Annotated in this window: 25 protein-coding genes and 1 tRNA gene; 11 read left to right on the top strand and 15 right to left on the bottom strand. The window is 71.8% G+C overall.

The genetic code is table 11. From position 1 onward, the window contains the following. Positions 1-22 precede the first annotated feature (22 nt). From ACBJ32_RS41600 to ACBJ32_RS41585, 4 genes are all read right to left on the bottom strand, one after another. Positions 23-1,813 (bottom strand): FtsX-like permease family protein, encoded by a 1,791-nt coding sequence (locus tag ACBJ32_RS41600; RefSeq protein WP_375131484.1) that lies wholly within the window; start codon positions 1,811-1,813, stop codon positions 23-25. Between the two features lie 5 nt (positions 1,814-1,818). Further along, entirely contained in the window at positions 1,819-2,586 is a 768-nt protein-coding gene (locus tag ACBJ32_RS41595) for an ABC transporter ATP-binding protein (protein WP_375131483.1), read from the bottom strand. Continuing rightward, positions 2,583-3,161: a PadR family transcriptional regulator gene (locus tag ACBJ32_RS41590; protein ID WP_375131482.1), complete on the bottom strand. Its 579-nt coding sequence runs from the start codon at positions 3,159-3,161 to the stop codon at positions 2,583-2,585. The genes ACBJ32_RS41595 and ACBJ32_RS41590 overlap by 4 nt, the downstream gene beginning before the upstream one ends. Before the next feature lie 367 nt (positions 3,162-3,528). After that, positions 3,529-3,605, bottom strand: a tRNA-Pro gene (locus ACBJ32_RS41585). Positions 3,606-3,725: 120 nt separating this feature from the next. On the opposite strand from ACBJ32_RS41585, the gene ACBJ32_RS41580 reads away from it, so the two are divergent. The 3 genes from ACBJ32_RS41580 (at position 3,726) to ACBJ32_RS41570 (ending at position 6,030) form a co-directional block, all read left to right on the top strand. Continuing rightward, positions 3,726-4,007 carry a glutaredoxin domain-containing protein gene (locus tag ACBJ32_RS41580; protein WP_375131481.1) on the top strand — a complete coding sequence of 94 codons (282 nt, stop codon included), beginning with the start codon at positions 3,726-3,728 and terminating at the stop codon, positions 4,005-4,007. A gap of 254 nt (positions 4,008-4,261) precedes the next feature. Next, positions 4,262-4,801, top strand: coding sequence for an RNA polymerase sigma factor (locus ACBJ32_RS41575; RefSeq protein ID WP_375131480.1), 540 nt, complete (start codon positions 4,262-4,264; stop codon positions 4,799-4,801). Beyond that, positions 4,798-6,030, top strand: coding sequence for a CU044_5270 family protein (locus ACBJ32_RS41570; protein ID WP_375131479.1), 1,233 nt, complete (start codon positions 4,798-4,800; stop codon positions 6,028-6,030). Before ACBJ32_RS41575 ends, ACBJ32_RS41570 begins: the two co-directional genes overlap by 4 nt. 34 nt (positions 6,031-6,064) lie before the next feature. On the opposite strand, the gene ACBJ32_RS41565 is transcribed toward ACBJ32_RS41570, so the two are convergent. The 3 genes from ACBJ32_RS41565 to ACBJ32_RS41555 all read right to left on the bottom strand — a co-directional run bounded on the left by ACBJ32_RS41565 (position 6,065) and on the right by ACBJ32_RS41555 (position 7,461). After that, complete coding sequence (locus tag ACBJ32_RS41565) at positions 6,065-6,472, bottom strand: hypothetical protein (protein ID WP_185100881.1); 408 nt, start codon at positions 6,470-6,472, stop codon at positions 6,065-6,067. Between the two features lie 11 nt (positions 6,473-6,483). Beyond that, a complete protein-coding gene (locus ACBJ32_RS41560) occupies positions 6,484-6,729 on the bottom strand; it encodes a hypothetical protein (RefSeq protein ID WP_357877044.1) in 246 nt (81 codons plus the stop codon). Positions 6,730-6,840: 111 nt separating this feature from the next. After that, entirely contained in the window at positions 6,841-7,461 is a 621-nt protein-coding gene (locus tag ACBJ32_RS41555) for a TetR/AcrR family transcriptional regulator (RefSeq protein WP_375131477.1), read from the bottom strand. Between the two features lie 79 nt (positions 7,462-7,540). Between ACBJ32_RS41555 and ACBJ32_RS41550 the strand changes: the two genes are divergently transcribed. The 3 genes from ACBJ32_RS41550 (at position 7,541) to ACBJ32_RS41540 (ending at position 11,006) form a co-directional block, all read left to right on the top strand. After that, positions 7,541-8,932: a DHA2 family efflux MFS transporter permease subunit gene (locus tag ACBJ32_RS41550; RefSeq protein WP_375131476.1), complete on the top strand. Its 1,392-nt coding sequence runs from the start codon at positions 7,541-7,543 to the stop codon at positions 8,930-8,932. Further along, positions 8,929-9,738: an SDR family NAD(P)-dependent oxidoreductase gene (locus ACBJ32_RS41545; protein WP_375131475.1), complete on the top strand. Its 810-nt coding sequence runs from the start codon at positions 8,929-8,931 to the stop codon at positions 9,736-9,738. Before ACBJ32_RS41550 ends, ACBJ32_RS41545 begins: the two co-directional genes overlap by 4 nt. A gap of 80 nt (positions 9,739-9,818) precedes the next feature. Beyond that, on the top strand, positions 9,819-11,006 hold the full coding sequence (locus ACBJ32_RS41540) for an RtcB family protein (protein WP_375131474.1): 1,188 nt from the start codon (positions 9,819-9,821) through the stop codon (positions 11,004-11,006). Between the two features lie 63 nt (positions 11,007-11,069). Here ACBJ32_RS41540 and ACBJ32_RS41535 read toward each other — a convergent pair whose 3' ends face one another. Beyond that, positions 11,070-11,558 carry a cupin domain-containing protein gene (locus ACBJ32_RS41535; RefSeq protein WP_375131473.1) on the bottom strand — a complete coding sequence of 163 codons (489 nt, stop codon included), beginning with the start codon at positions 11,556-11,558 and terminating at the stop codon, positions 11,070-11,072. Positions 11,559-12,034: 476 nt separating this feature from the next. On the opposite strand from ACBJ32_RS41535, the gene ACBJ32_RS41530 reads away from it, so the two are divergent. The 4 genes from ACBJ32_RS41530 to ACBJ32_RS41515 all read left to right on the top strand — a co-directional run bounded on the left by ACBJ32_RS41530 (position 12,035) and on the right by ACBJ32_RS41515 (position 16,000). Next, a complete protein-coding gene (locus ACBJ32_RS41530; protein WP_375131472.1) occupies positions 12,035-13,738 on the top strand; it encodes a discoidin domain-containing protein in 1,704 nt (567 codons plus the stop codon). A 20-nt stretch (positions 13,739-13,758) separates the two neighbouring features. Continuing rightward, positions 13,759-14,595, top strand: coding sequence for a DUF1996 domain-containing protein (locus tag ACBJ32_RS41525; RefSeq protein WP_357877065.1), 837 nt, complete (start codon positions 13,759-13,761; stop codon positions 14,593-14,595). A gap of 280 nt (positions 14,596-14,875) precedes the next feature. Beyond that, positions 14,876-15,307 carry a DUF305 domain-containing protein gene (locus ACBJ32_RS41520; protein WP_375131471.1) on the top strand — a complete coding sequence of 144 codons (432 nt, stop codon included), beginning with the start codon at positions 14,876-14,878 and terminating at the stop codon, positions 15,305-15,307. A 9-nt stretch (positions 15,308-15,316) separates the two neighbouring features. Further along, positions 15,317-16,000, top strand: coding sequence for a phosphotransferase (locus ACBJ32_RS41515; RefSeq protein WP_375131470.1), 684 nt, complete (start codon positions 15,317-15,319; stop codon positions 15,998-16,000). A 63-nt stretch (positions 16,001-16,063) separates the two neighbouring features. Here the strand turns inward: ACBJ32_RS41515 and ACBJ32_RS41510 are convergent, their stop codons facing one another. Together ACBJ32_RS41510 and ACBJ32_RS41505 are read right to left on the bottom strand one after the other, a co-directional pair. Continuing rightward, positions 16,064-16,870: an NAD(P)H-binding protein gene (locus ACBJ32_RS41510; RefSeq protein ID WP_375131469.1), complete on the bottom strand. Its 807-nt coding sequence runs from the start codon at positions 16,868-16,870 to the stop codon at positions 16,064-16,066. A gap of 53 nt (positions 16,871-16,923) precedes the next feature. Next, entirely contained in the window at positions 16,924-17,388 is a 465-nt protein-coding gene (locus tag ACBJ32_RS41505; protein ID WP_375131468.1) for a VOC family protein, read from the bottom strand. Between the two features lie 92 nt (positions 17,389-17,480). Between ACBJ32_RS41505 and ACBJ32_RS41500 the strand changes: the two genes are divergently transcribed. Next, positions 17,481-18,425 (top strand): helix-turn-helix transcriptional regulator, encoded by a 945-nt coding sequence (locus ACBJ32_RS41500; protein ID WP_375131467.1) that lies wholly within the window; start codon positions 17,481-17,483, stop codon positions 18,423-18,425. Between the two features lie 67 nt (positions 18,426-18,492). Here the strand turns inward: ACBJ32_RS41500 and ACBJ32_RS41495 are convergent, their stop codons facing one another. Genes ACBJ32_RS41495 through ACBJ32_RS41475 form a run of 5 tightly spaced genes read right to left on the bottom strand, consistent with a single transcriptional unit; the run spans position 18,493 to position 25,486 of the window. Beyond that, a complete protein-coding gene (locus ACBJ32_RS41495) occupies positions 18,493-19,113 on the bottom strand; it encodes a phosphotransferase (protein WP_375131465.1) in 621 nt (206 codons plus the stop codon). Next, positions 19,110-19,841, bottom strand: a complete 732-nt coding sequence (gene narI / locus ACBJ32_RS41490; protein ID WP_375131464.1) for a respiratory nitrate reductase subunit gamma — start codon at positions 19,839-19,841, stop codon at positions 19,110-19,112. The genes ACBJ32_RS41495 and narI overlap by 4 nt, the downstream gene beginning before the upstream one ends. Next, positions 19,838-20,392, bottom strand: coding sequence for a nitrate reductase molybdenum cofactor assembly chaperone (gene narJ / locus ACBJ32_RS41485; protein WP_375131463.1), 555 nt, complete (start codon positions 20,390-20,392; stop codon positions 19,838-19,840). Before narJ ends, narI begins: the two co-directional genes overlap by 4 nt. Positions 20,393-20,435: 43 nt before the next feature. Beyond that, a complete protein-coding gene (gene narH / locus ACBJ32_RS41480) occupies positions 20,436-22,019 on the bottom strand; it encodes a nitrate reductase subunit beta (protein ID WP_375131462.1) in 1,584 nt (527 codons plus the stop codon). Next, positions 22,019-25,486 (bottom strand): nitrate reductase subunit alpha, encoded by a 3,468-nt coding sequence (locus tag ACBJ32_RS41475; RefSeq protein WP_375131461.1) that lies wholly within the window; start codon positions 25,484-25,486, stop codon positions 22,019-22,021. Before ACBJ32_RS41475 ends, narH begins: the two co-directional genes overlap by 1 nt. Positions 25,487-25,500 lie beyond the last annotated feature (14 nt).

Raw genomic sequence — 25,500 nt, 5'->3', positions numbered from 1 at the left:
GAGCCGGCGAGCGCGCCCGGGCTCAGGCGGTCTCGGCGCTGAGGGTCTGTGCCACGGACCGGCGGGCCGCCAGGCGGGCGGGGAGGGCGGAGAGCGCCACCGTCACCAGGAGGGTCGCGAGTGCGGCGATGAACATCGTGGAGAACGGTGCGAGGACCGCGTTCCTGGCGCTGAAGGCGGAGAACACGCCGATGCCCAGGGGGACGCCGATGACGGCGCCGGGCAGGCAGGGCAGGAGCTGGGCGATGGACAACCCCGCGGAGACCTGCCCGGGGGTGGCGCCGAGCGCACGCGCGATGGCCATGCTCGTCCGGGCTTGCATGGCCGTGGTCCAGGTGAACGTGATGGTGTTCACCACGGCCAGCGCGATCAGCAGGGCGGAGACCGCGATCAGCAGGTGGCCGGCGTTCTCGTCCCGCAGGTTCGGCAGGGCGGAGGAGCCGTTCAGGCCGTAGCCCCTGGACGGCTGCGCGGAGAGGGACAGCAGGCCGGTGAGCGCGATCAGCGTGGTGGCGGTCGAGCACGCCTGCAACGCGGCCCGGCCCGGACGGCGGGCGGTCAGCCGCAGCCCGAGCAGGAACGGCGTGGGCAGCAGCGCGGACAGCGCGGCGAGCCAGGGGCGGCGCCGGGGCCGGTGGGCGGTGTCGGCCAGCGCGGTGACGGTCGCGGTGCGCAGGGCTCGCAGCGTGGGGCGCAGCGCCGACAGCACCGCAACCGCCACGGCCAGGAGCGTCGTCGCGGCGATGACGGGGCCGGACGGCCCGCCGATGTCGCCGATCCTGCTGGCGGTGGGGCTGGCGACGACGGGTACGGTCAGGCGCGCGATCACCAGCCCCAGCGCGTCGGCCAGCAGCGCCACGGCCAGGTACTCCGTGAGCAGGACGGCGCCGATCAGGCCGGGGGTGGCGCCGACGGCCTTGAGCAGCCCGGCCCGCCGGGTCTGCTGGACGGCGCGGCCGGTGGCCAGTGCCGCCACCCCGGTGACGGCCAGGAAGCTGAGCAGCCAGCTGCCGAGCACCAGGATGGGCTGGGTGCCCCTGAGGATGACGGTGTCCTGCTCGGCGTTGAGCTGCCAGGAATGGAAGTTGATCCTGACGCCGAAGTCGCGGTGGGCCTCGCGGAAGGCCTCGGTGGCGGCCGGGTCGCGCAGCTTGAGGTCCACGGCCGTCGTCACGGGGAGATCCTGGGACGACGCCAGCGTGCGGGCGTCCTGCCGGGTCATCCAGGCCAGGCCGGTGTAGTCGCTGGGGCCGCCGCCCGGGCCGATCTGGGCCGCCCAGGGGTAGATGGAGGTGGCCGCGGTGACGGCGATCCCGACGACGGGGTACGGCCGGCCGGCGATGGTGATCTGGTCGCCGACGCCGACGCCCAGCGCGGTGGCGAAGCCGCGTTCGAGGACGGCGCCGCCGGAGCGTACCCACTGGCCCGAGGTCACCAGCGGCCGGTTGAGCGCGCCGGGCTTCTCGGCGAAGCCGTGCACCACCACGGGGGACGTCACGGAGCCGCGCGTGGTGAGGTCGGCGTAGACGATGTGGTAGGGGCCGTGGTGGCCGGCCACGTCGGGAGCGTCCGCCAGCTCGGACAGGGCCGAGGTCACGGCGGGGCCCGTGTCGCCGGACAGCGCCACCACGTCCGGACCGGCGGTGGCCGCGCGGGTCTGCTCGTACAGCGTCCGGCTTGCCCCGCTCAGGGACAGGCCCAGGGCCAGGGTGGCCGTGGCGATGGTCACCGCCAGCAGGAGCATCATGGCCTGTGCCCGGTGCCGGCGTAGGTCGGCGAGCACCAGGCGCACGACGAGCACGAGGGAGCCCATGCCGTTCAGCCCTCCAGCCCGATCAGCCCGCCGAGCCCGCCGAGCCCGCCGAGCCCGCCGAGCCCGCGCGGGTGGGATCCGGCCAGGCTCGTGTCGTCGACGAACATCCCGTCACGCATCGAGACCAGCCGATCCGACGTGGCCGCGACCCGCTCGTCGTGCGTGACGATGACCAGGGTCTGCCCTGCGGAACGCAGCTCCTCGAAGATCCTCAGCACGTCGAGGGTCGCCGCGCTGTCGAGGTTGCCGGTCGGCTCGTCGGCCAGGACCACCAGCGGCTGGTTGGCCAGCGCGCGGGCGATGGCGACCCGCTGGCGCTGCCCGCCGGACAGTTCGGAAGGCAGGTGCCGGGCGCGGCCGGCGAGCCCGACCCGTTCCAGCAGGACGCCCGCGCGCCGCCTGGCCTCCCGCAGCGAACGGCCGGCCAGCAGCGCGGGCAGCTCCACGTTCTCCGTCGCCGACAGCTCCTCCACCAGGTGGAACGCCTGGAAGACGAACCCCACGGACCGGCGCCGCATGCGCGCCAGAGCACGCTCGCTCAGGTCGTCGATGCGCTGCCCGGCCAGCCACACCTCCCCGCGGGTGGGCCGCTCCAGCCCGCCGAGCAGGTGCAGCAGGGTCGACTTCCCGCAGCCGCTCGGCCCCATCACCGCCAGCATCTGCCCCTCGGGGACCTCCAGGTCGACCTCGTCGACCGCCCGGACCCGGCTCTCCCCTTGACCGTGCTCCTTCACCAGGCCACGGACCCGGACCACGGCACTCGACTCGTTCACGCACCCTCAACTCTGTCGTCGGCCCGCAGATCGTCGGCCCGCGAGTCGTCAACCCGCGGGTCGTCGGCCCTGGACCAGGCTCGCTCGCAGGCTTCGAGCCAGCGCAGGTCCGCCTGCAGCCGCAGCACGACCCCCTCCAGCAGGAGCAGGGCCTTCGAGCCCGCCGGCTCGGCCAGGATCGCCTGCTGCACCTCACGCAGGCGGCGCAGCAGCTCACGGCGCTGTGCAGCGACGAGCTCGACCGGGTCGGCGAGCCGGGCCGCGGCCGCCGCGACGAGCTTGAGATGGAACTCCGCCTGGTCCGGCTTGGGCCAGCCCACCTCGGACAGCCACGCCGTCACGCGCTGCTGCCCGGCCGGCGTCAGCGCGTAGACCTTGCGGTCCGGCCGCTCGGGCAGGCCGTCAGCGCGCTCGCAGACGACCAGCCCGGCCTTCTCCAGCCGGGACAGGGTCACGTAGATCTGGCCGGGGTTCATCGACTCGCCCAGCGGGCCCAGGCTCTGGCGCAGCCGGGCGCGCAGGACGTACCCATGCGACGGCTCCTTGGCGAGCATCGCCAGCACTGCGTCTTGCACGGCATCCCCCTAACGGTTAGCTAAGAGCTAGCGGTTAGCCATGCGGGCTGTCAACTCGATGTTCTGCCGGAGGTCGTAGCCCGTGGAGGATGAGGGGGCCAGGTGCGCGGAGAGCGGGCGGCTGGTGAACGGGCCGCCGTCCGGCCGGCCGTCCAGGGCGTCGCGGCCCATGCTTCGGGATCTGCCGCATCGAGGACGGCCGGTTCGCGGAGCTGTGAGGGCGTGCTGCGCGCACCGCCCATCCCACCGATGAGGGCTGGGAGCCGGAAGGCAACGCATCCGCGGGCTCGGTGGCCGCGCCCGGCGGGGCGGGCCGGGCCGGGGGCGCCACCCCTCGGAGTGACACCCTGTTCGACCAGCGTCGATCTGGTCGGGACGACAGGATTTGAACCTGCGACCCCTTGACCCCCAGTCAAGTGCGCTACCAAGCTGCGCTACGTCCCGGTCATGTCGGACGCCTACGGTGTAGAAGGACGTTCCGACCGGCCACCACCTTACAGGAGGAGCCGGACTCGTCGCGTACGCTCCCTGCGGCGCAGGCGCCCGACGAAGGGGATGGGAACGATGGAAGACCACAGTGAAGAAGTCGTCCTCTACTGGCGGCCGATGTGCACGTACTGCATGAAGCTACGCTTCAGCCTGCTCTTCACCCGCCTCCGCCACCGCAAGGTCAACATCTGGAAGGACCCTGACGCGGCCGCGTTCGTGCGCTCGGTGGCGAACGGGTTCGAGACCGTGCCGACCGTGACGGTGGCGGGCAGGCCGATGGTGAATCCCTCTCGGCGCGAGCTCCTGGACGCCGTCAAGACGTACGCGCCGCACCTGTTGAAGGGCGCCGGCGAGTAAGGCGGCCAGGGCCTGCTCCGTTCAGGTGACCCAGACGCCAGAGTCGTTGCCCGTGGAAGGATGCCCTGGCAGATCGAACGGGGCCCTGGCCGCCGTCACCCGGCGTGACATTGCCGCTACAGATGCTAGTGCAGGATGCGGCCGACGTGCGGGCGCCCTGGTGAAGAAATCTCGGGTGAGGCGTAACAACGGGAGGGCTCGGACCACTTCCTGGTGTCAGAAGAACGACGCATCCCGAACGAAGGGGCTGGGCGGTGACGGATGATGCGCACCGGTTCACCGGCATGTACGACGAATGCCGGCAACGCGTGTGGGCCTACGTGGTCAGCCGCGCGGGCCGGCAGGTGGCGGACGAGGTGGTGAGCGAGACGTTCGCCATCGCCTGGCGGCGGCTGGAGGACGTGCCCGAGCCGGCGCTGCCGTGGCTGCTCGGGGTCGCCAGGAACGTGCTGCGTGACAACGTGCGTGCGGAGCTGCGGCGGGAGGCGATGGCCGCCGAGCTGCGGGCCTGGACCGAGGGGGACGTGGCCGACCAGGTGACCGAGCGGATGGGGGTGCTGCGCGCGCTGGCCGCGTTGCAGGAGGACGATCGGGAGATCCTCGTCCTCGTCGCCTGGCACGGGCTGACGCCCAAGGAGGCCGCCAAGGTCATCGGCTGCTCGTCGGCGGCGTACCGCGTACGGCTGCACCGGGCGCGCAAGCGGCTCAAGCAGGCGATGGAAGCCGAGCCGGAAGGGCGCGTCCCCGAGCGACCCAGGTCTCACGTACGGAACCTCAGCGAGGAGTGGTCATGAACCCCATCGACGAGCTTCGGGCCGCCAGGCCCGCGCACCTCGGCGACCGGCCGGTGGTGGATGAGCGGACGAGGGCCGTGGAGCTGGCCCGTGCCATGTCGCGGCCCAGGTCGGGGCCGGGGGAGAAGCGGCGGCGCAGGGCCGTCGTACGGCCCGCGTGGGGGCTGGGGCTGGCGGGGGCGGCGGCCGCCGCGGTGACGGCGGTGGCGGTGGTGATGTCGGGGAGCGGCGCGGCGCCCACGACGCCGCGCACGCCCGGCAGCGGGCAAGTGGCGGCGAGCGCGGGGACGAGCGCGGGGACGAGCGCGGGGACGAGCGCGGGGACGGGCGGGACGAGCGCGCCGCGGGTGACGCTGTCGGCGCGGGACGTGCTGCTGGCCGCGGCCGAGAAGGCCGACCGGCAGGCCGAGGGCAGCGGCGACTGGTGGCGGAGCGTGACGGTGAGCAGGCACCTGTACGCGGCCAAGAACGGCGGCTACCTGGTCATGGACCGGTCACGCAGCGAGGGGTGGACACCCGAGGCCACCGGGGGCGACCAGTGGGCCCGCAGCCGGCAGCTCGGTGCCGAACCCGCCACCGAGGCGGATCGGCAGGCTTGGGAGCGGGCCGGGTCGCCGTCCGAGATCGAGGTCGTCGTCCCGGGGAAGGGCAGAGGGAAGGGCAAGTACGGGCCGATGACCCTGTCCACGTCCGCGGGGAAGGCCACGACCAGCCACACCCCGCTGGTGGACGGCGACAAGGTGTTCTGGCTCGGCAGGAACGTGACCATGAAGGAGCTGCGCGGGCTGCCGAGCGACCCCGGCGAGCTGAAGAAGTGGCTGATGGCCTCCTACGCGGGGCACGGGACCGAGTCCACCAGCGAGAAGATGTCGGGGGACGCGTGGCTGTTCAAGGTCAGCGTGGGGCTGATCATGGACATGCCCGTGACGCCGGAGGTGCGCGGGGCGGCGTTCCGCATGCTGGCCGAGCTCGACGACGTGAAGGTCACCGAGAACGTGACCGACGCCGAGGGGCGGCAGGGCACGGCCGTGTCGGTGGAGGAGCGCTACGAGGCGGGCGGGGTCTCGGAGAACCGGCTGGTCTTCGACGAGGCGACCGGGCGGGCCCTGGCCAGCGAGTACGTGGTGGTGAAGCCGGGCGGGCTGCAAGCCGCCTTCGAGCCGGGCACTGTCTGGAGCTCCAACGCGCTGATCGAGGCAGGCTGGACGGACGACAAGCCCGCCTCCTGACGCCTCCTTGACCGCCGGCTCCTTACGAGGCCTGTCAGCCGCTCTGGCGGGCCTCGTCGTTGGCGTTCGTACGGATCTGCTGGATGCGCTGCTTGGTCAGCCCGAGCAGCTCGCCGATGTCGCCGTCGGACAGCCCCAGCTCGTGCATGTGCTTGACCCGTTTCTTCAGCGTCCGCGTGTAGTCCTCGGCGATCGCGGCCGCCTGGCGCTGGAGGGCGGCGAAGTCGTCGAGGTCCTGCTCGGACAGGCCGGGCAGCGTGTAGTGGAAGACCGGCGACGGCGGCCGGTCCCGGTCGCCGAACAGGAACGGGAGCCCCTCGGCCACGTCCGCGTGCAGCTCCCTGAGCGTGCGCGCGGACATGCCGCCGGCCACGCCGTCCACCTGGGCCAGCCAGAGGTTGCCGGCCATGGTGACGTGGACGTCGACGCGGTCTGCGGTCATGGGTGCTCCAGTCAGTCCTTCAGCCAGCCCTCGCCGAACAGGTGTGCCAGCCCTCGTTCGAGGGAGTCCACCAGGTGCGGTGTCTCCCCGGGGTAGAGCGGGACGATCGCGCGGGCGGCGACCCGGCCCTCGGCGTCCCACAGCAGCAGGAACCGCTGCCGCCTGGTCGTCTCGGCCCAGTCGCAGCGCAGGCCGTGGTGGCGGGAGAGCCCGATGATCCGATCGCGGATGGCCGCGTAGTCGTCTCGTTCTACCACACGCGGCAGACTATATCCCTTGGCTACCAGCGACAATGGGTCTTGTCGGCATGATTTCGCCATGCGTGTTGGTTACCGCGCCTGATCGCCGCGCCTGGTAGCCGGGCTGGATCACTGCTCGCCCCAGGCTCGGACGAAGGCGTCCACGGCGGCGACGGCCATCGTCCGCAGCTCCGCGTCCTCCAGCTGGCGGGTGCCGAGCTGGGTGCGGGCCTCCAGCGGGCCGAGGAGCAGGGCCAGGAACTGCTCGGCCGCCAGGTCCGGATCCGCGGCCCGCAGGCGGCCGGCCAGGGCGAGGCGGGCCAGGCGGTCGGCGAGCGCCTGGTTGAGCCGGTCGGGGCCGCTTTCCCGGACGATGTCCAGGATGTCGGGGAAGTGGGTGACCTCCGAGTAGAGCAGCCGGCGCAGCGCGCACGAGCGGCCGTCGGTGTGCAGGCGGAGCAGGGCGTGGGCGACCTCCTCCAGCGTGCCGCGCAGGTCGTCGCCGGTGGCCGCGAGCGGCTCCAGGGCGGCGATCCGCTGCTCCAGGATGCCGCGGGCGGCGGCCTCCAGGGCATGCCTGAACAGCGTCGCCTTGTCGGTCATGTGGTTGTAGACCGTCGGCTTGGCGACGCCGGCCTCGCGGGCGATCGACTGCACGCAGGCCTGCGCGTAACCCTCCCGGGCGAACACCGTGAACGCGCCCTCCAGGATCGCCTGCCGCTTGTCGATGCGGCCCCGCGTGGTGGTCATGTCCTCGATTGTACTCACGAGTTCAGCTTCATGGACGTGGTGGTTGCATGCAGACGCGATAGGTAATTATGTTGAACCCATGAGTTCAAAACTGCGGTGGACGATCGCCGTGATCCTGCTCGGCGGGCTGCTGGGCATCCTCAACAGCACCATGGCCGCGGTCGCCACCGGCACCCTGGCCGCCGCCTTCGACACCTCGCTGAGCACGATCGGCTGGGCGTCCACCGGGTTCCTGCTGGCGGTGACGGCCACGATCCCGTTCACGACCTGGGCGGTGGACCGGTACGGCGGCAAACGGCTGTGGGTGGCGGGGCTGGTGCTGTTCCTGGCGGGCTCGCTGGCCGCCGGCCTGGCCTGGAACGTGGGCAGCCTGATCGCGTTCCGGGTGGTGCAGGGCGTCGGGGCGGGGCTGCTCGATCCGCTCGTCCTGATCCTGCTGGCCAGGGCCGCGGGGCCGCGGCGGGCCGGGCGGGTGATGGGGCTGATGGGCGTGGTGCTGTCGCTCGGGCCGGTGCTCGGCCCGATCGCGGGCGGGGCGATACTCGGCGCGCTGACGTGGCGGGCGATGTTCCTGATCAGCGTGGCCGTCGGGGTCGTGGCGCTGGTGCTGGCGCTGCGCGTGATCCCCGCCGACGAGCCGGCGCCGTCCCGGGAGGCGGGCCCGTCGCGGCTGGACGTGGTGGGGCTGGCGCTGCTCGGTCCCGGGTTCGCCGCCGTGGTGCTCGCGCTGTCGCAGACGGCCGAGCAGGGAGCCTTCGGGGTATGGCAGGTGCTGGCGCCGCTGGGTCTGGGGGTGGTGCTGCTGATCGGGTACGGAGCGCACGCCCGCCACCCCGGCCCGCTGATCGACCTGCGCCTGTTCCGCAGCCGGAGCTTCACCGCCAGCGTCACGATCATGGGGCTCGGCGGCATGGGCCTGTTCGCCGGGCTGTTCGCGCTGCCCCTGTACTACCAGCAGGCCCACGGGCACGACGTGCTGGCGGCCGGGCTGCTCATGGCGCCGCTCGGGCTCGGCGGCTCCATCGCGATGCCGCTGGCCGGGCGGCTGTCGGACCGGCTCGGCGCGCGCGGTCTGGCCGCCGGCGGCGGGGTGGTGGCCGTGGCGAGCGTGCTCGCGCTCACCCGTATCGGCCCTGACACGGCGGAGGTGTGGCCGGCGCTGGCGGCGTTCACGTTCGGGCTGGGCAGCGGGTGCTTCAGCGCCCCGACGATGGGCTCGCTGTACCGCACGCTCCCCGGGCCCATGGTGGCGCAGGGCAGCTCGGTGCTCTACATGCTCAACCAGCTCGGCGCCGCGCTCGGCGTCGCCCTGGTGACGCTCGTCGTCCAGACCGCCGACAGCACGATCGCGGGGCTGCGCGGCGTCTTCTGGCTGGCCGTGGTCTCCAACCTGGTCGTCCTGGCCCTCATCCCGTTCCTGCCCGGCAAGGTCCGCGCGCCGGAGCCCGTACGAGAAGGAGCGCACGCGTGAAGACCCTGGTGATCACCGGCGGGACCGACGGGATGGGCAGGGCGCTCGCCCGCACGTACCTGGAACGCGGCGACACGGTTGCCGTCGTGGGCAGGGACGCGGCCAAGGCACTGCCCGGCGCGGTGTTCGTCCAGGCGGACCTGAGCCTGGTCAGCGAGAACCGGCGGGTGATCGAGGAGGTCAACGCCAGGTTCCCGGCCGTGGACGCGCTGGTGCTGTGCGCGCGGTACTTCCGTACGCACCGGTTCGTGACGCGGGAGGGGCTGGAGGGCACGTTCGCGCTGGACTACCTGAGCCGCTTCCTGCTCAGCCACGGCCTCACCGCCCCCCGGATGGTCGTGAACGTCTCGGGGCCCGGGCAGCCGGACGGGCGCATCCACTGGGACGACCTGATGCTGGAGCGCTCGTACGACGGCGTGACGGCGCAGTTCCAGGCGGGGAAGGCGAACGACCTGCTGGGTGTCGCGTTCGCCGCGCGGCACGGGGCGCGTACCCGGTATGTCCTGATCCATCCGGGCGGGGTCTCGACGAGCGTCGCCGGCGAGTACGACGCCGCGACCGCCGCGCACGTGGAGGCGCTCAAGCGGCACGGCCTCCCGGTCGAGGAGGCCATCAAGCCCATCGTGGCCCGCATCGACGACCCGCCGGCCGCGCCGCTGACCGCCTTCATGCGCCACCGCCCGATCGGCCTGGACCTGCCGTCCTTCGATCCGGGGGCGGCGGAGCGGCTGCACGCGCGGACCCTGGAGCTGATCGGTCCGGAAGGCGGCCGGGAGAAGCCGGAGACCGAGCAGTACGGCAACTGACGCTAAATCGGTTGCGGGGGTATGAGAAGTCTGGCCAGATAGATCGCGTTCGGAGTGTGACCGGGAGGAGGCGATACGGGATGGCGTACAACGAGGTGACAGGAACGCGGCGTCCGCTGCGGATGTGGGCGGAGCCGGAGACGGTCGAGCCGCAGGCGATGCAGCAGCTTCGCAACGTGGCGAACCTCGAGTGGGTTCACGGTGTCGCCGTCATGCCGGACGTGCACCACGGCAAGGGCGCGACGGTGGGCTCGGTCATCGCGATGCGGGACGCTGTCTCGCCTGCGGCCGTCGGCGTGGACATCGGGTGCGGTATGACGGCCGTGAAGACGTCGTACCAGGCTGCTCGGCTCCCCGACAACCTGGCCTACCTGCGCGGGAAGCTCGAGCAGGCGGTCCCGGTCGGGTTCGGGCACCACAAGCGGCCGGTCGACCCGGGCCAGGTGCACGGGATGAAGCCGGCCGGGTGGGCGGAGTTCTGGAAGGGCTTCGACGACCTGGCGCCGGCCGTGAAGGCGCGGCGCGAGCGGGCCGAGGTGCAGATGGGCACGCTCGGCGGCGGCAACCACTTCCTCGAGGTGTGCGCGGACGACGAGGGCTGGGTCTGGGTCGTGCTGCACTCCGGGTCGCGCAACATCGGCAAGGAGCTGGCGGAGCACCACATCGGGGTGGCTCGCGGGCTGTCGCACAACCAGGGTCTGGTCGACCGGGACCTGGCGGTCTTCCTCGGCCGCACGCCGGAGATGGCCGCCTACCGGCGCGACCTGTTCTGGGCGCAGGACTACGCGCGGCGCAACCGGGCGCTGATGATGGGGCTGGTGTGCGACGTGCTGCGGCGGCACCTGCCGGAGATCACGTTCGACCAGCCGATCTCCTGCCACCACAACTACGTGGCGGAGGAGCGGTACGACGGGGTGGACGTGCTCGTGACCAGGAAGGGCGCGATCCGGGCCGGTTCCGGGGAGCTGGGGATCATCCCGGGCTCGATGGCCACCGGGACGTACATCGTCAAGGGTCTGGGCAACGCGGCGGCGTTCAACTCGGCCTCGCACGGGGCGGGGCGGAAGATGAGCCGTACCAAGGCGAAGAAGACGTTCACCGTCAGGGACCTGGAGGAGCAGACGGCGGGGGTGGAGTGCCGTAAGGACTCCGGGGTGCTGGACGAGATTCCGGGTGCGTACAAGGATCTGGAGTCCGTGATGGCGGCGCAGACGGATCTGGTGCAGGTGGTCGCGCACCTGCGGCAGCTCATCTGCATCAAGGGCTGAGCGGCGGCCGGCCGAGCGGATCGACGCTCGCCGGCCCCGTCCGAGGTCGTGCGGGGGCCGCGATCAGACCATGTACTGGTCGTGGCGGCGGTAGAGGTCGGTCCACTCCTCCTCACTGAGTTGCCGCCCGCTGCCCACGATGTCGGCCAGCTCCTCGAAGTAGCCCTCGCGAGGAGCACCGGGGGCGAACAGCACCAGCATCGTGGCCGGTCCGTGCGAGTTGCGGAAGGCGTGGATCCCGCCCGGGGGGACGTGGAAGAAGGCGCCGGGGGAGTGGTCGGTCCAGGCTTCGCCGTCGTACAGGCTCACCGTTCCGGTCAGGATGAAGAAGGACTCGGAGAAGGTCCGGTGGAAGTGCGCTCCTCCGCCTGACGGCGCGGCGCCCATCTCCCAGCGGTAGAGCCCGTAGTGGCCGCCGGTGTTCGCGCCGGTGGCCAGATAGTGCACTCTCGTACGCTCGCCGATCAGCAGGTCAGGTGCGGCGTCCGCAAGGTGGAACCTGCCGGTGGTCTCGCCCTTGTCGCCCAGGTAGAGCGCGGCCGGATATGACATTCGTCCTCCTCGTCGGTGTGGTGTCGGCCCAGCCTCGCACACGCGTGGGACGCCGCTGCGACCCAGCCGCCCGGAGGCGGCGGGCGGCGCGAACCGGCAGGTCCGCTCCAGCGGCACCTTTCCCTGCACGAGTCGTCACCTGCCGTCGCCAGGTGACACCCCGACGGCGCGTCAACGAGTTGAGAGAGCGCTCCCCGGAAAGGGGAGGAGCGGGGCCGGCGGACAGTCAAGGTGAGAGTGGGTCGAGGTTGCTCGGGGTGCCAGGCGGGCACTCGGACGGCCGGAGTGCGGAACTCTGATACGTGCTGGTGGCAGGGCATAAAAGGCTTCCGATGCGGGGTGGGGGCGTGCTCTGCAACGGGTCACGGAGGTTTCTGGAAAGTTAACTCACACCTTGACAGAAGTCGGCTGCGCGAGCACTCTCCTTCTCAGGGAGCGCTCCCTCGAATCGAACCCCCCAGTTTGACGGAGACGTTGTGACCCCACTCTTACGCCGTCTCGCGGCGTCCGTCGCCCTCGTCGTCACCGTGTCGCTGCTGTCGGTGCCGCCCGCCCACGCCGCCGACCCGCTGCTGTCCCAGGGCAAGCCCGTCACCGCCTCCTCCACCGAGAGCGCCGCCGCCTTCCCCGCCTCCGCCGCCGTGGACGGCAACCCCGCCACCCGCTGGTCCAGCGCGTTCTCCGACCCGCAGTGGATCCAGGTGGACCTCGGCGCGACCGCCGCCGTCAGCCAGGTCGAGCTGAGCTGGGAGGCCGCGCACGCCACCGCCTTCCAGGTGCAGGTGTCCACCGACGGCGCCACCTGGAGCAACCTCTACTCCACCGCCGCCGGCACCGGCGGGAACCAGACCCTGTCCGTGTCCGGCAGCGGCCGGTACGTCCGCGTCCACGGCACCCAGCGCGCCACCCAGTGGGGCTACAGCCTCTGGGAGTTCAAGGTGTACGGGACCGGGGGCGGCGGCTCCGGCGGCGAGCGGCTGCTGTCGTACAACAAGCCCGGCGTCGCCTCCAGCTCGCAGCACGACGGCAACTGCTGGGAGTGCACCCCGGCCAGGGCGTTCGACCTCGACCCCGCCAGCAGGTGGGCCACGGCGGCCTGGTCGGACCCGGGCTGGATCCACGTGGACCTGGGCGCGACCGCCCAAATCAGCAAGGTCGTGCTGCAGTGGGACCCCGCCTACGCCAGGTCGTTCCAGATCCAGACCTCCCCTGACGCGAGCACCTGGACCACGATCTACAGCACGACCACCGGCACCGGCTTCAAGCAGACACTGAACGTCAGCGGCACCGGCCGCTACGTCCGCATGTACGGCACCCAGCGGGCCGGCGCCTACGGCTACAGCCTGTGGGAGTTCCAGGTGTACGGCACCGGTGGCGCCCCCACCGACCCGCCCGCCCCGCCCCAGGACCCCGCCGACCCGCCCGCCCTGGTGTGGAGCGACGAGTTCAACGGCGCCGCCGGCACCAAGCCCGACGCCGCCAAGTGGCGGGCCGACCCCGGCACCGGCCCGAACAACGAGCTGGAGTACTACACCGACCACGACAACGCCTCCATGGACGGCCAGGGGCACCTGGTCCTGGAGGCCCGCAAGCAGGCCACGCCGGGCTCCACCTGCCCGGCCGACCCGCTCACCGGCAGCACCACCTGCCAGTACACCTCCGCCCGGATGAACACCGGGACGAAGTTCCACTTCACCTACGGCCGCGTCGAGGCCCGGATCAAGGTGCCCAAGGGCAACGGGCTCTGGCCGGCGTTCTGGATGATGGGGGCCGACTTCCTGACCGGGCGGCCGTGGCCGTACAACGGCGAGATCGACATCATGGAGGTGCTCGGCAAGGACGTGAAGACGTCCTACTCGACCGTGCACGCGCCCGCGTACAACGGGGGTGGCGGCGTCGGGTCGCCGTACACGCTGCCGGACGGCGCCGACTACTCCGGCGACTTCCACGTCTGGGCCGCCCACTGGGACAGCAAGGGCATCGTCTACACGCTCGACGGGCGGACGGTGTTCACGATCAGCAAGGACCAGGTGGAGCAGACGCGCGGCCCCTGGATCTTCGACCACCCCTTCTACATCATCCTCAACCTCGCCGTGGGCGGCGACTGGCCGGGGCCGCCGAACGCCGCCACGCCCTTCCCGTCACGGATGCTCGTCGACTACGTGCGGGTCTACCGGTGACCCGCGTCAAGGGAGCCGCCATGCGGATCTTAGCCCTGTTGTCACTGCTGCTCGGCACGTTCGTGGTGGCCGCCCCGCCGCCTGCCGTGGCAGAGCCCGTACGGGTGGCGGAGTTCCTCGCCGACTGCCCGTTCAGCCACCGGCTGCCCGACGACCCGATCGTCTTCCCCGGCCTGCCGGGCGCCTCGCACATGCACAGCTTCTTCGGCAGCCGTGTCACCAACGCCCACACCCAGCTCTCCGACCTGCAGAACGGCGCCACCAACTGCAACCCGGCCGTGGACACGTCGTCGTACTGGGTGCCGACCCTCTACCGGGACGGCGTCCCGGTGGAGCCGGCCATCGTCACGTTCTACTACCTCGGGGAGGGAGTCCGGGACGACATCATCGCCAGGATCCAGCCGTTGCCGCTGGGGCTGCGGATCGTGGCGGGCAACGCCAAGGCGACCGGGCCCGACAGCACGACCATCTCCCGGTGGTCGTGCCTGCACGCCGGGCACGTGGGGGCCTCCAAGGACTTCGTGAACTGCCCGTCGGGCACCATGCTGGAGTCGTACCTGGACTTCCCGCAGTGCTGGAACGGGCGGGACCTGGACTCCGCCGACCACAAGAGCCACATGGCCTACCCGGTGGCGGGGGCGTGCCCGAGCACGCATCCGGTGCCGGTGCCGAAGCTGCGGCAGGTGATCCGGTACCCGGTGAGCGGGGATCCGTCCCGATTCCGGCTGTCGTCGGGCGGCGGGTTCACGATGCACGGCGACTTCTTCAACGCGTGGCCGGTGGCCGAGATGGAGCGGCGGGTGCGTGACTGCATCCGGCCGATCATCAAGTGCGGCGCCGACGGGCGTCCTTCGTAGGTGCCGAGCACGTCCGGGGCGGGTGCGCGCCCGCCCCGGGCCTGCCTCGTTCCCGGGCGGGTGTCCCGCTCGGAGTCGTTCGCTCAGGAGGGCGGTCGTGCCGGTGTCGCGGCGGTTGGTGTGCTCGGTGTTGCTGGTGGCTGTGTCGGTGGGGTGCTCACCTGCTGAACGGGACGCTGTCCCCGTTCCTGCAGGCGCCACGACGCGGCCCGGCGTCCCCGCTCCCGGAGACGTCACGGCGTCCGGCGGGATCCCTGCTCCGGAATTCACCACCACCGACGTGGCGTGGTTGCAGCTCACCGATGCCCTGCACGCGCGGGCCCTGCCCCTGCTGGAGCTGGCACCGCGGCGTGCGGCCAGCCGATCGCTGGCCGGCCTGGCCGTACGGCTCGGCAAGGCGCACGAGGCGGGACGCGGCCGGTTGCGGGCCCTGCTCGCCGAGGCCGGGGTCACCGGTGAGAACCCGCACACCCGGCACGACATGCCCGGCATGCCCACGGCGGAGGACCTGAAGACCCTGGCGGGGCTGCGTGGTGAGGCCTTCGACCGGCGTTTCGCCGCGTTGCTGCGGGCGCATCTGCGGCAGCTCGTGCTGGTCGCGAACGGCGAGCGGGACTCGGGCGGTGCGGCGGCGGCGCGGGAGCTGGCGGAGAGGATGGCGCGCGAGCACAAGGATGATCTCGCCGACCTGGATCGGGCCGTCGCCGCGTAGGTTGAGGGCATGGAGATCGGGGAGCTGGTGGGTGCGGGGCGGAGCGCCGACGTGTACGCCCTCGGTGACGGGCGGGTGCTGCGCCGCTACCGGGTCGACGCCGACGCCGGCCGTGAGCTGGAGATCATGGCGCATGTGGCCGCGCACGGGTTTCCCGTTCCCGAGGTCTTTCCCGGCGAGAGCAGCGCCACCGACCTGGTGATGGGACGGGTGTCCGGGCCGACGATGCTGCAGGCCCTGCTGGACGGGGAGATCGGGATCGAGGAGGCGGGCCGGACCCTCGCCTGGCTGCTGCGACGGCTGCACCGGATCCCGGCCCGGGTTTCCCGCGATCCCCGCGACCGGATCCTGCACCTGGACCTGCATCCCGACAACGTGATGCTGACGCGGGACGGGCCCGTGGTGATCGACTGGTGCAACGCCGGGGACGGGCGGCCCGCGCTGGACTGTGCCCTGTCGGCAGTGATCCTCGCCCAGGCGGCCGTGGACGGTGAGAGCGAGCTGGCGCCGGCGGCGCGGGCGGCGGTCGCCGTCCTGGTCGGGGAGCTGGGCGAGGACCTGGACGCGGGCGACCCGCTCGACGCCGCCAAGGCCCGGCGCGCCGCCGACCGGGGGCTCACCGCGCACGAGGTGAGCCTGCTGGACGAGGCGGTGGCGCTGATCAGACGGCTGGCCGCCCCCGGGGTGAGGTGAGCCGTCGCGCCGGCGGCGCCCATGAACCCCACGGGTGGTGGCGGCACCGGTGCCGCCAGGGTGTCAGCGCCAGGCGCCCTTGGCGGCCGCTTCCTCGGCGAAGGTCTCGAAGGACTTCGGAGGGCGGCCCGTCACCTCGCTCACCGTGTCGGCGACAGGCTGGTCGCCGAGGGCGCGTAGGGCGCCGAACGCCTTGGCCGCGTGGATCGACTCGCCGGAGAAGCCGTTGGCCGCGATGTAGTCCTCGTCGCCGCCCAGGTAACGCACCTCGCGGCCGATGGCCCGGCCGATGATCTCCACGGCCTCCCCGAACGCCAGCGAGCCGGGCCCCGTGAGGTCGTAGGCGCGCCCCGCGTGACCGTTCCGCGTGAGGGCCGCGGCGGCGACGGCGGCGATGTCGTCGGCGTCGACGAAGGCCTGGCGCACGTCGCCGAGCGGGATCAGGACCTCTCCCGCCATGATCGCGGGCCGGAAGAAGCCCTCGTCGAAGTTCTGGTTGAACCAGCTCGGCCGCAGGATCGTCCACTCGGCGCCGCTGCCGCGCACCGTGCGCTCGGCCGCCAGCAGGCGCTCGTCGCCCATGGCCTCGATGGCGCCGCTCGACAGCAGCACGATGCGCTCGACGCCCCGCTCCACCGCCAGCGACACGAACGCGGGATCGACCGGGACGCCGTCGGGCGCCATCAGGTAGAGGGCCGACGCGCCCGACAGGGCCGACTCCCACGTGCCGGGCTCGGACCAGTCGAACGTGGCCTGGCCGCTCCTGGAAGCGCCCCGTACGGTGTGGCCGGCGGCGCGCAGCTGCTCCGCGACACGGCGGCCCGTGGAGCCGGTGGCGCCGAGGACGAGGATCATCACATCGCCTGTCATGCCCCCAGGCAAGCAAAGGGCACCGACAGAACGCGTCAATGGCGCCCCGGGGCTCAGAAGAAGCGGGCGCTCTGGACGTACTCCATGGCCTTGACGAACGCCGGGTCGCTCATGCGGCGGGTCATCTCCTCCTCCGAGACGTCCTCGACCCGGGCCTGGATCCACCACAGGTTGCCGAACGGGTCGCGGACGCGGCCCACCCGGTCGCCCCAGTACAGGTGGGTGACGTCCGTGATCGACGTGCCGCCCGCCTCGACGGCGCGGCGGTGGGTGGCGTCGGCGTCGGGGACGTACAGGCGCAGGAAGGCGGGGGTGGCCGGCCAGCCGGGCGCGGAGTCGAAGAGCATCACGATCGCGTCCCCGATCCGCACCTCGGCGTGTCCGATGCGGCCCTTCTCGTCCGTCACGCGGCCCAGCTCGACGGCGTCGAACGCGGTCTCGAGGTAGCGGATGACGCCGGCCGTGTCGGCGTTGATGATCCACGGCGTGACGGTGGTGTAGCCCTCGGGAATCGACACGGTTCCTCCAAGAAGAAGTGCGGACGCGTGCCACCGACGGTAGGTCCCAAGTAGGTCAAGACCTGTCCCACTTGTCGGGCATTGTGGAATTCATGAGCGAGTCCCGCCTCCTGGCCCTGTTGTCGCTGCTCCAGACCCCGCGCGAGTGGCCGGGCAGCGAGCTGTCGGAGCGGCTGGGCGTCAGCCGCCGCACCGTCAGGCGTGACGTGGAGCGGCTGCGCGACCTCGGCTACCCGGTCGAGGCCACCATGGGGGCCGCGGGCGGGTACCGGCTGGTCGCGGGCGCGGCCATGCCTCCACTGCTGCTGGACGACGAGGAGGCGGTGGCCATCACCGTGGGCCTGTCCACGGCCGCCCGGCATCCGGTACAGGGCATCGAGGAGGCGTCGGTGCGGGCCCTGGCGAAGCTGGAACAGGTCCTGCCCGCGCGGCTGCGTCATCGGGTCAGGTCCCTGGGCGGCGCCACCGTGCCCATGCCCGCGCTCGACGGGCCGCAGGTGGATCCCGGCAGGCTGACCGCCCTGGCGGTGGCCGTGACGGGCAAGGAGCGGGTGCGGTTCACCTATCGGACGAACGACGGCGCCACGAGCAGGCGGCTGGTGGATCCGCATCGGCTGGTGGCGGCCGGGCGGCGCTGGTACCTGCTGGGGCACGACCTCGACCGCGACGACTGGCGGATCTTCCGCATCGACCGCATCGACGAGTTGCACCCCACGGGGGGCAGGATCACGCCGCGCGAGCCGCCGGCCGGGGACGCCGCCGCCTACGTGGCGGACAAGCTGTACTCGTCGGCGCCCACCTACGAGGCCGTCGTCACGGTGCACGCCGCCGCGACGGAGCCGCTCAGGAGCCTGGGCGAGGTCACCCCGATCGGGGCGGGGCTCTGCCGCCTGCGCATGCACGCCGACACCCTCGACTGGCTGGCCTTCCGGCTGACGACGCTGGACTGCGAGTTCGAGGTGCACGAACCGGCCGAGCTCACCGCGCACCTGCGCCGGCTGGCCGCCCGGCTCACCCGTGCCGCTGGAGGCCGCTAGCCGAAGGCGTCCCGCAGCCCGCCGATCGGGAGCGTGCGTCCATGCCCTGATGGCGGGCCGGGGGCGGTTACTCCGTCCAGGCCGCCGTGGCGTCGATGCGTTCGCGCCACAGCTTCTCCCCGCCCCCGCCCGGCTCCCACCGGGCGCAGAAGTCGAGCAGGCCGCGGCAGCGCTCGATCATGAACGCGTGCCGTTCGGCCCAGGACGGGACGGGGTCGCCGTACGCGGTGAAGAAGTGCGACAGCAGCGGTACGTGCTCGGGATGGTGGCTGCGCACGATCCACTCCACCCAGGCCAGGTCCTCCACGGGCCGCCCCGGGTGGGCCCACTCCCAGTCGAGGATCGCGGCGGTCTCGAACGTGTCGGGGTGGAACAGCATGTTCTGCGGCCCGTAGTCGCCGTGCACGATGCCGAGCCGGTGGATGCGCGCCAGCATCCGCCCGCACTCGGTGAACACCTCCACCGCCCGGCCGTCGTCGAGGAGGTCCTGGCCGTGGGAGCCGTCGACGAAGCGGGTGGTCAGGCTCGTGGCGGTGACCTGATGGACCCGGGGGACCGGGAGGCGGCCACGCAGGCGCCGCAGGTATCTGCTCTCCGTGCTCAGCCTGAACGCCGCCTCGGGCCCCTCGTAGCACTTCACGACCAGGGCGCCGTCGCCGAACGTGCTGTTGGTGTACCCGTGCTTCACAAGGGACGATTCTGACGCATCCGCACCCCTGCCGCGTGCCTCGGCACGCCATCCGCGCGGCTCCGATACACGATGTAAGGGCGGAACAAATACCCCAACGGGGCGGAAAGTGCGTGCACCAAGCGGCTGAACGGGAAAAGTACGAACAGCACCATCCCGATCAGCGTGTGCACCTTGTAAAGACCGCTCGCGTGCCCCATCGCCTCCGCGTCGGGCCGCAGCACGAAGATGCCGCGGAACCAGGGCGCGACCGTGGTCCGGTAGCTCACCTCGCTCGGCACGAACCCCGCCACCGTCGTCACCACGCCCGCGATGATCGAGGCCGCGAGCACCACGTACATCACCTTGTCGTTGACCGTGGTCGCCAGGAACACCGGGCCGTTGGTGCGGCGGCGGTAGATCAGCAGGGCCAGCGCCACCAGCGTGGCCACGCCCGCCAGGCCGCCCCAGACGAGCGCGTTGGCGTGGTACGCCTCGTTGGACAGGCCGATGGCGTTGGTCCACGACAGCGGGATCAGCAGGCCGGTCACGTGGCCGACGATCACGACCAGCAGCCCGTAGTGGAACAGCGGGCTGGCCACGCGCAGCAGCGGGCTCTCGTAGAGCTGGGACGAGCGGGTGGTCCAGCCGAACTTGTCGTACCTGTAGCGCCAGATCAGCCCGCCGATGAAGATCACCAGGGTGACGTACGGCGCGACGACCCAGAGCATGCTCTCCGCCCAGTTCACCGGTAACCCCCCACGCTCTCGGCCGGCGGCCCGCCCGCGGCCAGGCGGGCCGCCCTGGCCCGGTCGGCGGGGGTGATCGGGGGCAGCGCGGCGCAGACCGTGCCGATCACGTGCCGGTACGGCGAGTCGCGCTCGGTCAGGGCGGAGAGCAGGAGCTCCAGCCCGGCCCGGTGCTCCTGCAGCAGCGCGGCGCCGGAGGGGTCGCACGCGGCGAACTCCAGCATGACGGGCAGGAAGTCGGGCAGCTCGTCGTCCATCAGCTCCCAGCCCGCCGCGCGGTAGCGCTGCTTCAGCGCCGCCAGCGACTCGCCGCGGCGGCGGGTGTCGCCGTCGGTGTAGTACGTCAGGTAGAGGCAGCAGCGCCGCTGCAGGTCGAACGTCTCCACGTAGTGCGCGGCCAGCTCGCCGGGGCCGAGCTCCGCGGCCAGGGAGAGGAAGGTCGTGAAGTGCGGCTCGGCGGCCTCCTTGATCAGCGGGAGGCGGCGCCAGAACCGTTCGTCGGGGTAGGCGAGCAGGTGGGCTGCGGCCTGCCAGATCACCGGCCGGGTCATGGGACCTCCCGCTTCGGGGGCGCCTGCCGGATCGCGGTGCGCTTCATGAGCTCCTCCGCTTCGGTGGGAAGAGGCCCGCGGGGGTGCCGCGGCCGTCCCAGTTGAGCAGGTTCACCCGGTCGTGGGTGATCTCGCTGCTCGTCTGGCGCTCCTTGAGGCCGTGGAAGTTCTCGATCGCGACCGGCACGGGACGGCCCGACGCCTCGCCGAACGGCTGCTGCATGCCGGGCCCGCCGTCGTAGTCGAGGCTGCAGCCGCCCTCCTCCACGACGCCGGGCACGTTGCCGTACGCGGTCGGGATCACGTATCGGTCCTCGTACTTGGCCAGCGCGAGCAGCCGGTACATGGCCTCCAGCTCCGGGTCCTCCGGCGGCCGTTCGCCCAGGTTGACCGCCCGCATGTACGACCGCATCTCCGCCAGCCGGCGCAGCGCGAACGTCACCGGCGCCGGATCCCCCGCGGTGAACAGCTCGGCCAGGTAGCCGATGGGGATGCGCAGCGCCTCGATGGCCGCGAACAGGTTGTCCGCGTCCTCGCCGTCGTGGCCGGTGGTGGACAGGGCGTCCACGACGGGGGAGAGCGGCGGGACGTACCAGACCATGGGCAGGGTGCGGTACTCCGGATGCAGGGGCAGCGCGATGCGATACCTCTTGATCAGGTCGTAGACGGGCGACCTGCGGGCCGCCTCCAGCCAGTCCGACGGCAGCCCGGCGGCCTCGGCGTCCGGGCTGTTCGGGTCGATGAACAGGTCGAGCTGCGCCTCGTACAGGTCGCGCTCGTCCGTCACCGAGGCCGCCTCCGTGACGCGGTCGGCGTCGTACAGCAGCACGCCGAGGTAGCGCAGGCGGCCCACGCACGTCTCCGAGCAGACCGTCGGCAGCCCCACCTCCACCCGCGGGTAGCAGAACGTGCACTTCTCGGCCTTGCCGGTCTTGTGGTTGAAGTACACCTTCTTGTACGGGCAGCCGGTCACGCACATGCGCCAGCCCCTGCACCGGTCCTGGTCCACCAGCACGATGCCGTCCTCGGCCCGCTTGTACAGGGCGCCGGACGGGCAGGAGGCCACGCACGACGGGTTCAGGCAGTGCTCGCAGATGCGCGGCAGGTAGAACATGTACGCCTGCTCGAACGACAGCTTGACCTGCTCCGACACCTTCGCCAGCACGGGGTCGGGGCCGGGGTCGCCGCCGAGGTTGTCGTCCCAGTTCGCGCTCCAGCCGATCTTCACCGGCTCGCCGCTGATCAGGGACCTGGGCGGCGCGACGGGGACGTCATCGGAGAGCGGGGCGTTGGTGAGGTTCTCGTAGTCGTAGGTCCAGGGCTCGTAGTAGTCCTGGATGGAGGGCATGAGGGGGTTGGCGAAGATGGTCAGCAGCTTGCGCAGGCGGCCTCCGGCGCGCGGCTTGAGCCTGCCCCCGCGGGTCAGCTCCCAGCCGCCCTGCCAGCGCTCCTGGTCCTCGTAGCGCCTGGGGTAGCCTTGGCCGGGGCGGGTCTCGACGTTGTTGAACCAGACGTACTCGACCCCCGGCCTGTTCGTCCAGGTCTGCTTGCAGGTGACCGAACAGGTGTGACAGCCGATGCACTTGTCCAGGTTCATCACCATGGCGATCTGAGCCATCGGCCTCATCAGTACCTCACTTGTTGTGACCTGCGCCGGATGGCGGTGATCTCGTCGCGCTGGTTGCCGGTGGGGCCCAGGTAGTTGAAGGCGTACGAGAGCTGGGCGTGGCCGCCGATCAGGTGCGTGGGTTTGATGAGGACCCTGGTCAGCGCGTTGTGGATGCCGCCGCGCCGGCCCGTGGCCTCCGACTTCGGCACGTCGATCAGGCGGTCCTGGGCGTGGTACATGTACACCGTGCCCTTCGGCATGCGGTGGGAGACGATGGCGCGGGCCACGACGACGCCGTTGCGGTTGACCGCCTCGACCCAGTCGTTGTCGGCGATGCCGAGGTCGGCGGCGTCCTCGACGGAGATCCAGATCGTGGGGCCGCCCCGGGAGAGCGAGAGCATCAGCAGGTTGTCCTGGTACTCGGAGTGGATGGACCACTTGCTGTGCGGGGTGAGGTAGCGCAGGGTGCCGCTCTCGCCGTACAGCGCGGCCAGGTCCAGCGGGGGCCGGTAGATCGGCAGGGCCTCGCCGTACTCGTGCATCCAGTCGTGGTCGAGGAAGAAGTGCATGCGGCCGGTCAGCGTGTGCCAGGGCTTGCCGTGCTCGACGTTGATCGTGAAGGGGGAGTAGCGGCGGTCGTGCGACTCCTTGCCCGACCACTCGGGGCTGGCGGCGACGTGCACCGGCCTGGCCTGGGTGTCGCCGAAGACGATGCGGTGGCCCTCGTGGGTCAGGCCGTCGAAGCTCGCCCCCGTACGCTGGGCGAGCTGGCGGAAACCCTGGGCGGCCAGCCTGCCGTTGCTCACCCCTGACAGGGCGAGGATCGTCTCGCACGCCTTGGCCGCGGTGTCCAGCTCCGGCCTGCCCTTGGCCGCGCCGCGCGGCACCAGGCCGCACCGCTGGCCCAGCCAGACCACCTCCTCGTCGGGCAGGAACGTCACGCCCTTGACCGGGATGCCGAGCTTCTCCGTGAGCGGCCCCAGGGCGGCCAGCTTCTCGGCCGTGGCGCCGTAGTCGCGTTCCACCACCTTCAGGCCGAAGCCCGTGCGGCCGGCGAGCTCGGTGGGGGTGTCGTGCTGGTGCGCCACCGCGACGACGTCCCTGCGCACGCCCAGGTGGTCCCTGGCCAGGTCGCTGAAGGCGCGGGCGATGGCGTGGAAGGTGGCGAAGTCGGTCCTGGTCTCCCAGGGCGGGTTGATGGCCGGGTTGAAGGCGTGCACGAACGGGTGCATGTCCGTGGAGGACAGGTCGTACTTCTCGTACCAGGTGGCGGCGGGGAGCACGACGTCGGAGAAGACCGTGGAGCTGGTCATCCTGAAGTCCAGGGTGACGAGGAGGTCCAGCTTGCCCTTCGGCGCGTCCGGGTCGGGGCTCTCCAGGTTGGAGCGGGCGCCGAGGAGGTGGTGCAGGAAGTACTCGTTGCCCTTGGCGGAGGAGCCGAGGAGGTTGGAGCGCCAGAGGGTGAGCACGCGGGGCCAATTGCGCGGGTCGTCCGGGTTCTCGGCGGCGAGCTTGAGCCTGCCCGCTTCGAGCTCGGCCCTGGTGTACGCGACGGGGTCGTCGGCGTCGCCCAGATCGAGCGGGTTGCGGTCGAAGGCGGGGGCCATCGGCATCCAGCCGTTGCGCACCGACTCCGTCACGAGGTCGGCGGTGTGCTTGCCGGTGAAGTCGCCCCTGGCCAGCGGGCTGGTCAGCGCGCCGGCGTCGAAGCGGTCGTAGCGCCACTGGTCGGTGTGCAGGTACCAGAACGGGGTGCCGGGGACCTGCCTGGGCGGTCTGGCCCAGTCGAGGGCGCCGGCCATGAGCTGCCAGCCGGCCAGGGGGCGGCACTTCTCCTGGCCGACGTAGTGCGCCCAGCCGCCGCCGTTGCGGCCCTGGCAGCCGGTCAGGAGCAGGAGCGACAGGAACGCGCGGTAGATCGTGTCGCCGTGGAACCACTGGGTGGTGCCCGCGCCCAGGATGATCATGCAGCGGCCCCGGGTGGTCTCCGCCGTCCTGGCGAACTCCCTGGCGATCTTGATCGCGCGGGCGGCCGGGACGCCGGTGATGGGCTCCTGCCAGGCCGGGGTGCAGGGCTGGCCGGGGTCGTCGTAGTCGCTGCCCACGCCGTACTGGGCCAGGAGGAGGTCGAAGACCGTGGTGACCGTCCTGCCGGCCACCTGGGCGGTGGGCACGCGCCTGAGCAGGGAGTGGCCGCCGTCGAAGCGGGGGAGCAGGACCTCCGCCTCCTCGCCCCCGCGCAGGGTGAGCTTCGGGGACGTGTCCAGGTTCAGGTTCCAGCGGCCCATGCCGGAGTCGGTCCAGCGGAAGCCGGCCGAGCCGTTCGGGACCACCGGCTCGCCGGTCTCCTCCGACAGCAGCACGGTCTTCCACCCGGCCGCCTCCTCCTGGGAGCCGAGGTCCCGCGCCGTGAGGAACCTGCCGGGCACGTGCGCGTCGCCGCGCTCCTCCAGCGTGACGAGGAACGGCAGGTCGGTGAAGCGCTTGACGTAGTCCGTGAAGTACGGCGTCTCGCGGTCGACGAAGAACTCCTTCAGCAGCACGTGCCCCATCGCCATGGCCAGGGCCCCGTCCGTGCCGGGCCGCACCGGGAGGAACTCGTCGGCGAACTTGGCCGCGTCGCTGTAGTCGGGGGAGACCACCACGACCTTCTGGCCCCGGTAGCGGGCCTCGGCCATCCAGTGGGCGTCAGGGGTTCGGGTGACGGGCACGTTGGAGCCCCACATCACCAGGTACGCGGCGTCCCACCAGTCCGCCGACTCCGGGACGTCGGTCTGGTCGCCGAACACCTGGGGAGAGGCCACCGGGAGGTCGGCGTACCAGTCGTAGAAGGAGAGCATGGCGCCGCCGATCAGCGACACGAAGCGGGCGCCGGTGGCGTGGGAGACCATGGACATGGCCGGGATAGGGGAGAATCCGGCGATCCGGTCGGGGCCGTACGCCTTGATGGTGTGGACGTGGGCGGCGGCGATCAGCTCCGTGGCGAGCTTCCACGAGACGCGGACGAGGCCGCCACGACCGCGGGCGCTCTGGTATTTTTCCCGCTTTTCCGGATTTGTCGTGATCTCGGCCCAGGCGGCCACCGGGTCGCCCAGCCGCTGCCTCGCCTCGGCGTACATCTCGACCAGGACACCCCTGGCGTACGGGAAGCGGACCCGGGTCGGCGAGTAGGTGTACCAGGAGAAGGCGGCGCCGCGCGGGCAGCCGCGCGGCTCGTACTCGGGCCGGTCGGGGCCGACGCTCGGGTAGTCGGTCTCCTGCGTCTCCCACGTGATGATGCCGTCCTTGACGTACACCTTCCACGAGCACGAGCCCGTGCAGTTCACGCCGTGGGTGGACCTGACCACCTTGTCGTGGCTCCAGCGGTCGCGGTAGAAGGCGTCGCCCTCCGTGCCGCCTTTCAGGAAGAGGGTATGCAGGTCGCCGCTGGTGGTCGACCGGCGTAGGAAGCGGCCGGTCTTCAGCAGGAGGTCCTCGGCGGTCATACCCCCACTTCATC

It is taken from the genome of Nonomuraea sp. GTA35 (assembly GCF_041950525.1).
GTDB lineage: Bacteria > Actinomycetota > Actinomycetes > Streptosporangiales > Streptosporangiaceae > Nonomuraea.
This window is presented reverse-complemented; position numbering and strand designations above follow the sequence as displayed.

What these genes read in the sequence shown, in the direction of transcription:
- ACBJ32_RS41475 (WP_375131461.1), bottom strand. Translation starts at nt 25,486, where the DNA reads ATGACCGCCGAGGACCTCCTGCTGAAGACCGGCCGCTTCCTACGCCGG.
- ACBJ32_RS41535 (WP_375131473.1), bottom strand. Translation starts at nt 11,558, where the DNA reads ATGTCATATCCGGCCGCGCTCTACCTGGGCGACAAGGGCGAGACCACC.
- narH (WP_375131462.1), bottom strand. Translation starts at nt 22,019, where the DNA reads ATGAGGCCGATGGCTCAGATCGCCATGGTGATGAACCTGGACAAGTGC.
- ACBJ32_RS41570 (WP_375131479.1), top strand. Translation starts at nt 4,798, where the DNA reads ATGAACCCCATCGACGAGCTTCGGGCCGCCAGGCCCGCGCACCTCGGC.
- ACBJ32_RS41600 (WP_375131484.1), bottom strand. Translation starts at nt 1,813, where the DNA reads ATGGGCTCCCTCGTGCTCGTCGTGCGCCTGGTGCTCGCCGACCTACGC.
- ACBJ32_RS41555 (WP_375131477.1), bottom strand. Translation starts at nt 7,461, where the DNA reads ATGACCACCACGCGGGGCCGCATCGACAAGCGGCAGGCGATCCTGGAG.
- ACBJ32_RS41510 (WP_375131469.1), bottom strand. Translation starts at nt 16,870, where the DNA reads ATGACAGGCGATGTGATGATCCTCGTCCTCGGCGCCACCGGCTCCACG.
- ACBJ32_RS41500 (WP_375131467.1), top strand. Translation starts at nt 17,481, where the DNA reads ATGAGCGAGTCCCGCCTCCTGGCCCTGTTGTCGCTGCTCCAGACCCCG.
- ACBJ32_RS41565 (WP_185100881.1), bottom strand. Translation starts at nt 6,472, where the DNA reads ATGACCGCAGACCGCGTCGACGTCCACGTCACCATGGCCGGCAACCTC.
- ACBJ32_RS41580 (WP_375131481.1), top strand. Translation starts at nt 3,726, where the DNA reads ATGGAAGACCACAGTGAAGAAGTCGTCCTCTACTGGCGGCCGATGTGC.
- narJ (WP_375131463.1), bottom strand. Translation starts at nt 20,392, where the DNA reads ATGACCCGGCCGGTGATCTGGCAGGCCGCAGCCCACCTGCTCGCCTAC.
- ACBJ32_RS41525 (WP_357877065.1), top strand. Translation starts at nt 13,759, where the DNA reads ATGCGGATCTTAGCCCTGTTGTCACTGCTGCTCGGCACGTTCGTGGTG.
- ACBJ32_RS41515 (WP_375131470.1), top strand. Translation starts at nt 15,317, where the DNA reads ATGGAGATCGGGGAGCTGGTGGGTGCGGGGCGGAGCGCCGACGTGTAC.
- ACBJ32_RS41550 (WP_375131476.1), top strand. Translation starts at nt 7,541, where the DNA reads ATGAGTTCAAAACTGCGGTGGACGATCGCCGTGATCCTGCTCGGCGGG.
- ACBJ32_RS41540 (WP_375131474.1), top strand. Translation starts at nt 9,819, where the DNA reads ATGGCGTACAACGAGGTGACAGGAACGCGGCGTCCGCTGCGGATGTGG.